This window comes from Reyranella sp., from assembly GCF_965279625.1.
Classification (GTDB): domain Bacteria; phylum Pseudomonadota; class Alphaproteobacteria; order Reyranellales; family Reyranellaceae; genus Reyranella.
Genome location: NZ_OZ257251.1, coordinates 3508182 through 3520213, shown reverse-complemented (window position 1 = coordinate 3520213; position 12032 = coordinate 3508182). Strand labels below are relative to the sequence as shown.

Annotated in this window: 14 protein-coding genes; 9 read left to right on the top strand and 5 right to left on the bottom strand. The window is 67.3% G+C overall.

The genetic code is table 11. The features are described from left to right. Nucleotides 1–10: 10 nt before the first annotated feature. The 6 genes from add to ACQY78_RS17040 all read left to right on the top strand — a co-directional run bounded on the left by add (nt 11) and on the right by ACQY78_RS17040 (nt 4778). Complete coding sequence (gene add / locus ACQY78_RS17065) at nt 11–1078, top strand: adenosine deaminase (RefSeq protein WP_428676978.1); 1068 nt, start codon at nt 11–13, stop codon at nt 1076–1078. 68 nt (nt 1079–1146) lie between these two features. Beyond that, nucleotides 1147–1740, top strand: coding sequence for a TetR family transcriptional regulator C-terminal domain-containing protein (locus tag ACQY78_RS17060; protein ID WP_428676977.1), 594 nt, complete (start codon nt 1147–1149; stop codon nt 1738–1740). Next, nucleotides 1740–2132, top strand: a complete 393-nt coding sequence (locus ACQY78_RS17055) for a tautomerase family protein (RefSeq protein ID WP_428676976.1) — start codon at nt 1740–1742, stop codon at nt 2130–2132. Before ACQY78_RS17060 ends, ACQY78_RS17055 begins: the two co-directional genes overlap by 1 nt. Next, nucleotides 2129–3007 (top strand): alpha/beta hydrolase, encoded by an 879-nt coding sequence (locus ACQY78_RS17050; RefSeq protein WP_428676975.1) that lies wholly within the window; start codon nt 2129–2131, stop codon nt 3005–3007. Before ACQY78_RS17055 ends, ACQY78_RS17050 begins: the two co-directional genes overlap by 4 nt. A gap of 423 nt (nt 3008–3430) precedes the next feature. Beyond that, entirely contained in the window at nt 3431–3817 is a 387-nt protein-coding gene (locus tag ACQY78_RS17045; RefSeq protein ID WP_428676973.1) for an MAPEG family protein, read from the top strand. A gap of 91 nt (nt 3818–3908) precedes the next feature. Next, on the top strand, nt 3909–4778 hold the full coding sequence (locus tag ACQY78_RS17040) for a YihY/virulence factor BrkB family protein (protein WP_428676972.1): 870 nt from the start codon (nt 3909–3911) through the stop codon (nt 4776–4778). 144 nt (nt 4779–4922) lie between these two features. Here the strand turns inward: ACQY78_RS17040 and ACQY78_RS17035 are convergent, their stop codons facing one another. After that, complete coding sequence (locus tag ACQY78_RS17035) at nt 4923–5918, bottom strand: 2-hydroxyacid dehydrogenase (protein WP_425068890.1); 996 nt, start codon at nt 5916–5918, stop codon at nt 4923–4925. Nucleotides 5919–6120: 202 nt separating this feature from the next. On the opposite strand from ACQY78_RS17035, the gene ACQY78_RS17030 reads away from it, so the two are divergent. From ACQY78_RS17030 to ACQY78_RS17020, 3 genes are all read left to right on the top strand, one after another. Continuing rightward, on the top strand, nt 6121–6624 hold the full coding sequence (locus tag ACQY78_RS17030) for an SH3 domain-containing protein (protein WP_428676969.1): 504 nt from the start codon (nt 6121–6123) through the stop codon (nt 6622–6624). Nucleotides 6625–6659: 35 nt separating this feature from the next. Beyond that, entirely contained in the window at nt 6660–7859 is a 1200-nt protein-coding gene (locus ACQY78_RS17025; protein WP_428676968.1) for an energy transducer TonB family protein, read from the top strand. Between the two features lie 65 nt (nt 7860–7924). Next, nucleotides 7925–8935, top strand: coding sequence for a TonB family protein (locus tag ACQY78_RS17020; protein WP_428686413.1), 1011 nt, complete (start codon nt 7925–7927; stop codon nt 8933–8935). A gap of 30 nt (nt 8936–8965) precedes the next feature. Here ACQY78_RS17020 and ACQY78_RS17015 read toward each other — a convergent pair whose 3' ends face one another. From ACQY78_RS17015 to irrA, 4 genes are all read right to left on the bottom strand, one after another. Further along, entirely contained in the window at nt 8966–9550 is a 585-nt protein-coding gene (locus tag ACQY78_RS17015) for a DUF3501 family protein (RefSeq protein WP_428676967.1), read from the bottom strand. Beyond that, on the bottom strand, nt 9550–10908 hold the full coding sequence (locus tag ACQY78_RS17010) for a heterodisulfide reductase-related iron-sulfur binding cluster (RefSeq protein ID WP_428676965.1): 1359 nt from the start codon (nt 10906–10908) through the stop codon (nt 9550–9552). The genes ACQY78_RS17015 and ACQY78_RS17010 overlap by 1 nt, the downstream gene beginning before the upstream one ends. A 79-nt stretch (nt 10909–10987) precedes the next feature. Then, nucleotides 10988–11407, bottom strand: coding sequence for a rubrerythrin family protein (locus tag ACQY78_RS17005; RefSeq protein ID WP_428676963.1), 420 nt, complete (start codon nt 11405–11407; stop codon nt 10988–10990). Between the two features lie 122 nt (nt 11408–11529). Further along, the gene (gene irrA, locus ACQY78_RS17000) at nt 11530–11937 is read right to left on the bottom strand and encodes an iron response transcriptional regulator IrrA (RefSeq protein WP_428676961.1); all 408 of its coding nucleotides are present in this window, start codon (nt 11935–11937) and stop codon (nt 11530–11532) included. Between the last annotated feature and the right edge of the window lie 95 nt (nt 11938–12032).

Here is a 12032-nt window from a genome sequence, read left to right as displayed (position 1 = left end):
GATCGCCCCCATGGCGAAAGCGGTTGCCGACGATTATCTGCGGCGCATTCCCAAGGCCGAGCTGCATTGCCACCTCGCCGGCACGCTGCGCGCCACGACCGTGGCCGAGCTGGCCAAGCACTACGGCTTGCCGCTGCCGCGACCCGCGGAGCAGCTCTACCAGTGGCCGAACTTCGACGGGTTCCTGGAAATCCTGCGCCTCACCGCCTCGGTGCTGCGCACGCCGGAGGATTTCAGCCGCGCGATCCACGAATATTGCGAGGATGCCGCGCGCGACGGCAACCTGCGGCACGTCGAGTTCTTCTTCAATCCCGACTACTTCTATCCCAACGGCATCGACTATCCCTCGATGGTGGCCGGCATGGCCAACGGCATCGAGCGCGTGGGCCGCGACTTCGGTATCTCCGCCCGGCTGATCTGCTGCATCGACCGCTCGATCAATTCGCCCGCCCAGGCCGTCGAGATCGTCGAGACGGCGCTCGCGCATCGCCACGAGCTGGTGATCGGGATCGGCCTGGACGGCAATGAGAGCGTCGGTCCGCCCGCCATCTTCGCCGAGGCCTATGCGCTGGCCCGCAAGGGCGGGCTGCGCTGCACGGCCCATTGCTGCGAGGATTATCTCACGCCGCTCGAGGCGCCGCCGACCAACTATCTGATCTGCCGCGACGTGCTGCGCTGCGACCGCATCGATCACGGCTACAACATGCTGGCGTCGGACTTCGTGATGGCCGAGGCGCGCAAGGACGGGCTCTATTTCACGCCCTGCGCCTGGACCAGCCTGCTGCACAATCGACCGCACCGGCCGCAGCGCATCCGTCGCATGGTCGAGGCCGGCTTGAACGTCACCATCAACACCGACGATCCGGCGATGTTCGGCACCAATCTCGGGCATGGCTTTACGACCCTATTCGAGACGATCGGCTGGGGCCCCGACAAGGCCCGGATGTTCAGCCTGAATTCGGTCGAAGCCTCGTGGCTGGACGAGAGCGACAAGGCCAGGATGCGGATCGACTTCCGCCGCCAGATCGCCGCGCTCGACCAGGAATTCGGCTACGCCACGGTCCCGCCGACGGCCTAGCCGGCTGGCGTACGTTAGTGGTCGATGGCTCATTTGACTTTAGTAGATGACCGGTCAACTATTAATGCATGTCAGAGCAGGATGCCCGTTCACGACTCGTCGAGGCCGGATTGGAGGGGCTTCTGGCGGCTGGATTCAACAGCACCGGCGTAGCCGACATCGTCGCTGCCGCAGGAGTGCCAAAGGGCTCGTTCTACTACTACTTCGACAGCAAAGAGGCGTTTGCCTGCGCCGTGGTCGACCACTGGGCGGCCCGGAATACGGCACGTCGGCAAGCCCTCTTCATCGCAAACCGGTCGATGCCGCCGTTGCACCGGCTCCGCGCCTATCTGGAAGCCTATGCGACGGCACTGGGCGAACGCGGCCACGTCGGCGGCTGCCTGCTGGGCAATCTCAGTGCCGAGATCGCCGACCACAGCGAGGCGGTGCGTGGCCGACTGCGAGCCGCGTTCGCCGAATGGCAAACGATGCTGCGCGACCTCCTGGTCGAGGCGCAGGCACGCGGCGACCTCCGCGCCGGCCTCGAACCGGGAGCGCTGGCGGCCTACCTCGTCGACGGCTGGGAAGGCGCTCTGCTGCGCATGAAGGCCGAGAAGAGCGACAGGCCGCTACGTCTCTTCATCACCATCACCTTCGACCACCTGCTGAGCGGAGCCCCCTGATGCCGTATCTACACCTCGACCTGCCAGGCCACTTCCCGGCGGCGGTTAAGCGCGAACTGGCGGAGCGGCTCTGTCGCCTCTACGCCGATGTCATGCAGACCCAGCTCTGGCGACCCAATGTCGGTCTCTGCGAGCTGGGCCCCGACAATCTCTTCCGCCTCGGCCCCCAGGGGATCGAGTCGATCACAATGGTGCTGGTGGAATATCGACCGGGTCGACCGGCCGAGAATCGCCTCACCCTGGCAAACGGCATCGTCGAAGCCTGCGTGGAATTGCTGGGCGTGCCGCGCGCAACCGTCATGGTCGAGTTCACACCCCATGCCGGCCACGAGATCTATCGCGACGGAAACTGGGTCGGCGACTGGACGCCTGCGGAAGGCGTGGCGTCATGATCGAGATCGTCCGCTTCCCGGTGGACGGCGTGACTGTCGTCGGCCACCTGCACCTGCCGGAGGGTCCGGGGCCCCACCCGGCACTGATCGTCGGCGGCCCGATGACCAGCATCAAGGAGCAGGTAACCGGCGTCTATGCCGCCGCATTGGCAGCTCGCGGCTTCGCCGCGCTCGCCCTCGACCATCGCCACTATGGCGAAAGCGGCGGCATGCCCCGCCAGTACGAATACTGGCGGCACAAGGTGGCCGACCTCCGCGCCGGCCTGGATTGGCTCGCGGCACGACGCGACATCGACAGCCGACGTATCGGCGCGGCGGGCGTCTGCCTGGGTGCCGGCTACGCCGCCTGGGCAGCAGCCGACAATCCCCTCGTCAAAGCCTACGGTGCGGTCGCCGGCTACTACCGCGATCCTGCCGACATGCAGGCACGGGATGCCACGAGCTTCGCCGCGCGGGTCGACCAGGGCATCGCCGCACGCCGCCGCTTCGAGGCAACCGGCGAGGTCGAGACCATTCCGGCCGCTTCGTTGCAGGGCGACGCGGCGATGCAGACCGAGGATACCGTCGACTACTACACACGCCGGGCGGCGACCCCCGCCTATGCCAACGCTTTTGCCGTCATGTCGCGCGAGCACTTTCTGCCGTTCGATGTCCAGGCGGCGGCGCCGCACCTCGACGTGCCGGTCCTGATGATTCATTCGGAAAACGCGTTGTCGCCGGCCTGGGCTCGGAAATTTCACGACGCCCTGGCGACGCCCAAGGAAATCGTGTGGATCGCCTCGCGCGGGCAAACCCATTTCTACGACGATCCCCCTCTGGTGGCCGCCGCAGCGGACCGGTTGGCCACGCACTTCGGACGGTATCTGCAAGGCTGAACCGCCCCTTCATCTTTAACGACCATTGCAAAGGGATTCTCGTACACTCGTCTCGGTGCAAGACACCCGCGCAGGCGCCGACGGTGCAGACGTCGACCCTGTCCGATTCCTGACACCTCCGCGAAACGCGCTTCCCAGAACACACGCTCGGCGCGCCAGAAGCAGCCAGCCCGAACATCGCCTGCTCGAGGCCGGCCGGGCAGGGCGGCTGGATACGGTTGCCGTTGACGTAGTGCATAACTGCAATCTCGAAGTCCGGCGCCGGGCGTCCCGGCAAGGCCCGGTCGGCGGTCGGCGGTCGGCAACTCGCTCTTCCTGCGCAGTAGCCGCCACCTGACGCGGCTCCTCTTGCTTTCGTCGGCTGGTGCCCTGCCAATATGGTCCTACAATGCCACTGAATCGAGCCACTCCGAGGAGCCCCCAATGCCCGTCTTTTTCGTTTGCGCCGGGCTGTTGGGCCTGCTGGCGGTCGCGCTGGCCGTGAATGTCGGCCTGATGCGGGGCCGCAAGCGGATCAACCTGGGGGACGGCGGCGATGCCGAGATGCAGGCCGCGGTGCGGGCGCACGGCAACCTGGTGGAGTTCGCGCCGCTCACCCTGCTGATGATCTACATGGCGAGCGACTTCTACGGCTTCGGCCTCGTGGCGGCCCTGTCAGTGCTGCTGCTGCTGGCCCGCCTGCTGCATGCGGGCGGCATGCTGGGCCTGATCCCCAAGGGCCGGCTGCTGGGAACGCTCGGGTCGGCGGCGACCCTGGGTACCGCCTCGATCCTGCTCGCGATCGCCGGCCTCGGCCTCAAGCAATACTGATCGGCAGGGCATTGGCCGTCATGCAAAGACCGGCAACCGCGGGGCCGCTTCGAGCGTACTATCCCATCGCCCTCGCTCAGCCATGCCGAACATGATCACCACGCTCTGGCGGATCGCCTATGAGGCCGGCTACGGCTACTTCGCGAACCGGCTCTCGACCTCGGCCGCGGCCATGGCGTTCTACACCATGTTCGCGCTCGGCCCGATCATGATCTTCACCATCGCCATCGCCGAACCCTTCGTCGGCCGGTTCATGGCGCAGGAGACGATCTTCGATGCGCTGGGCACCGTCGTGGCGCAGGACCAGTTGCGCACCATCCGCCGCTTCGCCTCCGAGGACCTGTTCCGCGGCGGGGGCATCGCCGCCCTCGCTGGCGCCGCCGTGCTGCTCTACACCGGCACCCGCGTCTTCGTGGAACTGGACGACGGCATCGACGCGATCTGGCGGGACAACAAGGGGCCGACGGTGCATCCGGTCCTGGCCAGCCTGAAGTCGAGACTGCTCGCCGTTCTGCTGATGATCGTGCTGGGCGTCGTGCTGATCGTCGTGATCCTGGCGAGCGTGCTGATCTCGGCCTATGCCGGCGTGCTCGAACGATTTCCCGTCCTCGGCGTCTGGATCGGCCCAGCGATCTCGACCTCCGTGCACTACGGCCTGCTCTCGGGCTTCTTCACGCTGATCTACAAGTGGCTGCCGACCGGCCACGTCCCCTGGCGCTACGCGCTGATCGGCGGCCTGGTGAACGCGCTGCTCTTCGCGGTCGGCAACCGCGCGCTGGTCTTCTATTTCGAGGTGACCCAGCTCACCTCGGCGTTCGGCGCCACGGCGGGCTTCGCCGCCATCATGGTCTGGATGTACTGGACCTCGCTCACCATCCTGATCGGCGCCCAGGTCGGCCGCGCCACGCGCGACGTGCTGATCGATAATCGTGCGCGCGAAATGGTCGAGGGAGATCTATAGCGCGTCGTTGCGACGACGCGCTGGCGGGCGGCAGCGCCTTCTCGCGTTTTCGCCGGCTTCGGCGAAAACGCTGTGCCGCGAGAGCCCGCACCGGGCAGAAAAGACAATGACGCGCCACTGGAGTGGCGCGCCCCCAGCATACCCTTAGAACATCGTCGCGAGCACGCGGTCCGGCGGCTTGTGGCCATCGGCGAAGGTCTTGATGTTGATCAGGACCTTCTCGCCCATCTCGATGCGGCCCTCGAGCGTGGCCGAGCCCATGTGCGGCAGCAGCACGACGCGATCGAGTTCGAGCAGCTTCGAGTTCACCTGCGGCTCGTTCTCGTAGACGTCGAGGCCGGCGCTGGCCATTTCGCCCGCCTTCAGCATGCGCACCATGGCGTTCTCGTCGATCACCTCGCCGCGCGCGGTGTTCACGAGGATCGACGTCGGCTTCATCAGCTTGAGACGTCGCGCCGAGAGAAGGTGGAACGTCGCGGGCGTGTGCGGGCAGTTGACGGACACGATGTCCATCCGCGCCAGCATCTGGTCGAGGCTCTCCCAATAGGTCGCCTCGAGCTCGCGCTCGATCTCGCCGTGAACGCGCTTGCGATTGTGATAGTGGATGGCGAGGCCAAAGCCGCGCGCGCGGCGCGCCAGCGCCTGGCCGATGCGGCCCATGCCGACGATGCCCAGGCGCTTGCCCTGCAGGCGGGCGCCCAGCATCGAGGTCGGGCTCCAGCCGGACCACTTGCCGCTGCGCACCAGCCGCTCGCCCTCGCCGACGCGCCGCGCCGTGGCCAGGACCAGCGCCATGGCCATGTCGGCGGTATCCTCGGTCAGCACGCCGGGCGTGTTGGTCACGGTGATGCCGCGCTGGCGGGCCGTGTCGAGATCGATGTGGTCGACGCCGGTGCCGAACGAGGCGATCAGCTTCAGCTTCGGACCCGCCTGCGAGAGCACGCGGGCGTCGATCCGGTCGGTGACGGTCGGCACCAGCACGTCCGCCGCTTTCACGGCCTCGACGAGCTGCGGGCCGGTCAACGGCTTGTCGTCGGCGTTCAGTCGCGTATCGAACAGTTCCATCAGACGCGTCTCGATCGCGTCGGGAAGCTTTCGGGTGACGATCACCAGCGGCTTTATCTTGGGGGTGGACGGCATGTGCGAAATGGGACCGGCGCTGGCTCGAGACAGTGACTGAGCCGGATTACCAAGTCCGCGCGCGTTTTGTCCAGCAAACGCCCCCGCCTATTTATAAACCAGAAAGTCGCGCCATTTCAGGAGCTTGTCGCTGGATTTGAAGAAATCAGGTATATAGGCGGCGATGGGAATTCGATCGTCCGTCCTACTTTGCGGCTTCTTCGTGGCTTTGGCGGCATTTTCCCTGCCCCAAGCAGGCGGCAACGCAGCCCTTGCCGCCCCCGACAAACCGACCTCCACCCAGCGCAAGGGGTCCGGCCTGCCCATTCCCCGTTTCGCCTCCCTGCGCTCCGACGAGGTCAATGTCCGCACCGGACCGGGCGCGCGCTATCCCGTGGACTGGGTGTTCAAGCGCAAGGCCATGCCCGTGGAAATCGTCGCGGAATACGAGAATTGGCGCAAAATCCGCGATTGGCAGGGCGCCAGCGGTTGGGTTCATCAAAGCCTGCTCACCGGCAAGCGCAGCTTCATCATCGCCGCAAAAACTGCAAGTCTCCACAAGACGCCGGCGGCCTCGGCCGAGGTCGTGGCCAAGCTCGAACCGGAAGTCCTGGGCGAAATCCGCTCCTGCGCCGGGGACTGGTGCCGGGTCAAGGTTTCCGGCGTCAACGGCTGGATCGAACGAAGCGGCATGTGGGGCGTCTACAAATCCGAGCCCATCAACTAGCGGCCCGTCCAGCCGCCCCGTAGAACGGGGTCACAGTGACCCACGACGTCAGCCTCACCTACTCCAGATTCGAGCGCATGCCGCCCGCTGCCGTGGCGCTGGCGGTGCTTCTGCACGTCGGTGTGGGACTGGCGCTGTTCTGGGTTTCGCCGCTGCGTCCGGTGGATCCGTCCGAAGACGCAATCGAGGTCTCTATGGAGGCACCGGAGACACCGCCGGTGATCGCCGAGAAGCCACCCGAGCCCGTGCCCGAACCCGCGGCGCCTACCCCGCCGCCGCCCTCGCCTGCGCCCGCTGCCAGCGCGCCGACGCCCGCCCCCCAGCCTAAGGCGCCCCCAGTGCGTCTGGGTCTCCCGCCGCCGCCCACGGAGCGCAGCTCCGATCCCCGTGCCGTCGCCGGTGCCGAGAAGCCGGCGCCGCGCGCCACCGACATGCCGACGCCCGACAAGGTGCAGGAAGCGGGCCCCAAGGAGGAGCCAAAGCAGGAGGAGCCGAAGCCGGAAGCCGCGAAGGAAGAGGCGAAACAGCAGCCGTCCGAGCCACCGCCCCAGCAGCAGGCGCTTGCCCAGCCGGACCCGCCGCCCCCGCCGCAACAGCAGGCTCTCGCGAAGCCGGAGCCGCCTGCTCCGCCGCCGCCCGCGCTCGAGCAGGCGCTGCCGCCGCTCGAGGCGCCGCCGCCGCCCGTGACCGAACGGGACATACCGAAGCCTCTGCCGGCCCCCCCGCCGCCCAAGCCGCAGCAGCAGGCCGCGCGTCCGGCGCCGCCTCCACCGCCTCCACCGCCGCCGCCGGCCCCGCGTCCGCCGACACCGCCGGCGGCTCCGCAGCAGCCCCGCCCGTCTCCGCTCACCCAGCCGCGATCCTCGCAAGGCTCGCAGGCCGCCGCCCAGCCCTCGCCAACCTTTCGCAACCCGGCCGACAATTACGGCGAGAAGCGAGCGCAGGAGCAGTATCTCTGGCAGGTCATGCGACGGATCGCGCAGTTTCCCTATGTCCCGAAGAATACCGGCGTCATCCGCGAGGAAGGCACGGTGCTCACCCGGGTGACAATCTCGCGCCAGGGACAACTGCTGAACGTGGTCATGGAGAAATCGAGTGGCCTTCCCTCGCTCGATGCCGGCGTGATGGACACGATCCGGCGCGCCAGCCCCTATCCGGCCCTGCCCGCGGACATCACCGGCGACAGCCACACGTTCCAGCTCCCCGTCAGCTTCCGCTACAACGAGCAGCGCTAGCGGCGTCCGGGCCGTCATCGATCCGGCTGGCCGCGCGTGCCGGGCGGACGTAAAACTTGGCTGCCGTGACACACGACAGTCTCATCCGGTCGCAATCCGGGCGCATGTCGCCGGCGGCGCTTGCCCTGGCGGTGGGCCTGCATGTGCTCGCCGCCGCGGCGCTATGGTGGGCCGCGCCCTTGCGCCCGTTCGACCATGCCGAAACGCCGATCATGGTCTCGGTCGAGCCCGAGCCGCTGTCGGCGGGTTCGCTGGCCGCCGCCGCCCCCGGCCCTGCCGTCACCGAAACCACACCGGCGGAGCCCGTTCAGTCCGAAGCGCAACCGCCCGATGCAGCCCCAGTCGTGGCCCCGCCGCCGCCTGAACCGGTCCAGCAGGCTGCCCTGGCGCCCGCCCAACCAGCGCCTGTCGAGCGGCCGCCGGAGCCGCCTCCTCGCCAGGTGACCGCGCCGGCCCCCGTTGCAACGACTGCTGCCCCGACACCACCAACCGAGAATGCCGAGCCCAGTCACGCGCCGCCCCCTCCCCGCGAGCAGGAGGTCGCGGAGCCCACGCCGACGCCTGCCAGCGAAGCGGAAGCACAGGCCGCCTGGCAGACGGATGCCTCTTCGTGGAAACCACAGGTGACGCTGGAGGCGACGCCGCCGCCCCGGCCGAACCGACAGGCCACGCGTCCCCCGACCACGCCCCGCACGGCCCAGACGCCGGGTGCGCGGCTGCAGGACTATCCGCCGCAGACCTCGAGCCTCGGTGGCCCCTCGACCAGTTCCATCGACCAGGCGCTGGGCGATGGCGGCGCGCGCAACGACTATCTGTCGCGCGTCTACCGCCACGTCGATCCCTATCGCGACTATCCCGCCACCGCCCGCGCGGCCAGACAGCATGGCCGCGTCGTCACGCGGGTCACGATCAACCGTTCCGGCGAGCTTCTCGACATCAGGCTCGACCGGTCGAGCGGCTGGCCGCTGATCGACAATGCCGAGATGGCGGCGATCCGGCGCGCCATGCCCCTGCCGCCGGTTCCGGCGGGCATGCGAGGCGATCCGGTCGTGCTGGTCCTGCCGATGAACTACTGAGGACTTGCGCCAGCCCTCAAAGGCCGGGGCTCAGGCGAAGTCGCCCGACAGCGCCTGGCGCACGGGAGCCGACATCACGGCCATGTGGCCGTAGTTGGCGTGGTCGAAACCCACGACGACATCGCCTGCGCCGCCCTTGAAGGCCGCGACCTGCGCGGCCGTGAAAGGAAAGCGGATGAACTGCACGGACGAGGCCTTGCCGTCCTCGCGCGAACGCTCCTGGTCGTCTTCCGGCACGCCGCGGATCGTCTCGCCGTCCACCCGGATGAAGGCCTTGTGCTCGACGCCGCCCAGCATGCCCAGCACGCGCGCGCGCCGCAGCGGATCGTCGATCTCGAACATCACGGTGGCGACCAGCTCGCTGCCCGTGGGGATCAGCGGATTGTAGGCCGCGAGCTCGTCCGGGAGCTGCTCGGCGCCGCCCTTCTCGATGAACAGCATCTCGAGCACCTGATGCAGCATCGTGTCGAAGGATTCGAAATAGAAGGTCGCGAATGGGCCGACTTCGAGCCGGCGGTTCTTCTTGATCTCCGAGATCTGCTTGCGGCGCTCGGGCCGCAGCTTCGCGTAGTCCGCGATCGGGATGATATCGGAGGCTTCGATCTTGCGCGGCATCACTTGTCCGTTCCTGCAAGCCCGTAGGCCTGCGCCAGAAGTTCGATCGGGTGGCTCGCACGCGACGGCTTCGGCACCTGGTCACCCGCCGTCATTTCCATCACCTGCATCAGGTGATCGGCCGCCAGCGGACATTCGGACGCGACGAAGCTGGTGTCGTTCTTGAGCGCGGCCTGTGCGGCAGGCTTGCCGACCTTCACCGCAGTCTCGAAATTCTCGGTCCGCGCGCCCCAGATGCCGCCATGGCCGCTGCAGCGCTCGATCACCGCCACGCGCGTGCCGGGCACCAGGCGCAGCATCTCGGCCGCCTTCGCGCCCATGTTCTGCGCCCGCGCATGGCAGGCGAGGTGGACGCTGACGCCGCCTTCGAGCGGTTCCAGGCCCGGCGCCAGGCCGTGCTTCTTGGCGATGTCGACGACGTATTCGGAAAGGTCGAAGGTGGCGTTCGACAGGCGCTCGATGGCCGGATCCTTGGGGCAGATCAGCTTCCATTCGAACTTGAGCATCAGGGCGCAGGAAGGCGTCAGCGCAATGATGTCGTAGCCCTTGTCGACCCACGGCAGCAGGGCGGCCGTTACTTCCTTCGCTGCATTGGCGACCGACTCGATATCGCCCAGCTCGAGCTTCGGCATGCCGCAGCAGGCCGGATGCACGACCTCGGTCTCGACGCCGTTCTTCGCCAGGACGGCACGGGCGGCAGCGCCGATGTCGGTGTTGTTGAAGTTCACGAAGCAGGTCGCGTAGAGGACCGCCTTGCGCTTGCCGAAGGCCGGCGCCGCCTCGTTCAGCACGGCGCCCTCGCGGCGGGCGCGAATCTCGAAGGTCTCGCCGGCATAGCGCGGCAGCCGCGCCCCGTGATGGATGCCGGCCAGACGCTCCATGCTCTGGCGCGTCGTCGTATTGTGCTCGTCGGTCGCCCAGTTCGCGGCCGAGGCGAAGAACGTGCCCAGCCGGCCGGTGCGATCGGTGTCGGCAAGCTGCCGGTCGACGAACTTCACGCCGTTCTTGCGGGCCATCACCGCGCGGTGGCGCAGCATCAGATGGGGGAAATCCAGCGCCCATTCGTGCGGCGGCACATAGGGGCACTTGGTCATGAAGCACATGTCGCAGAGCGTGCAGGCTTCCTCGACCTGCGCGTAGTCTTCCTTCTTCACCCCGTCGAGCTCGCCGGTCGGACCGTTGTCGATCAGGTCGAACAGACGCGGGAACGAATCGCACAGGTTGAAGCAGCGACGACAGCCGTGACAGATGTCGAAGACCCGCTCCATCTCCTTCTCGAGCGCCTTTTCGTCCCAGAACCAGGGGTTCTGCCAGTCGAGGTCGTGGCGGATCGGTGCTTCGAGGCTGCCTTCGCGCATGGGGGTTCGCTTTGTGAAGGAGAGCGGGGAAGAAAAAGGGGACCCGCGCGGGGTCCCCTTCGAACGAGCCCGTGTGGGCTCAGGCCATCGTGTCGAGGGCCTTCTGGAAGCGGCCGGCGTGGCTCTTCTCCGCCTTCGCCAGCGTCTCGAACCAGTCGGCGACCTCGGCGAACCCTTCCTCGCGCGCGGTGCGCGCCATGCCCGGGTACATGTCGGTGTACTCGTGCGTCTCGCCGGCGATCGCGGCCTTGAGGTTGCTGTCGGTCGGGCCGATCGGCAGGCCGGTGGCCGGATCGCCGCTCACCTCGAGGAACTCGAGATGGCCGTGCGCATGGCCGGTCTCACCCTCGGCGGTCGAACGGAAGACGACGGCGACGTCGTTGTAGCCTTCGACGTCGGCCTTCTGGGCGAAATACAGGTAGCGGCGGTTGGCCTGACTCTCGCCGGCGAAAGCCGCCTTCAAATTGTCTTCGGTCTTGGAGCCCTTCAGATTCGCCATGGTTCTTCTCCCTTTGCGATCGGCCCATCCGCCAATCTCACGAGGGGATTTAGGGGGCCCTGCACGACGGCGTCAAGAACCTTAGAACCGTTCTAAGTTATTGCAAACGCTTCGCAATCGCCCTAGCGGCGGACTCGGACGATGACGTCGACCCGGGAAAGCGTCGTGCCCTCGGGCGGAGCCGGAAGGCCGGCGATCGTCACTTCGTCGGACCGAAAATCATGCAATTCGCCGTCGGTCTCGACGAAGAAGTGGTGGTGATGCCCGGTGTTGGTATCGAAATAGGAACGTCCGGGGGCAACGACGACCTCACGCAGCAGACCGGCATCGCGAAACTGATTCAGGGTGTTGTAGACGGTCGCCAGGGAGACCGGCATGCGGGTCGCCTTGACCTCGGCGTGCAGGCTCTCTGCAGTGACATGGCGATGGCCGCCCTCGAAAAGCACCCGTGCCAACGCGACGCGCTGACGCGTCGGTCGCAGGCCTGCCGCACGCAGGCTGACGGTATAGTCGGGGCCATTGTCTGACATGATTGCAGTCTTATGTACGCAGGTGAATGAGACATGGGAAGGGCATGTTTCGCCGTGGCGGCCCGTTTGCGCCCGGCGTCCGGCATCCCTATTCT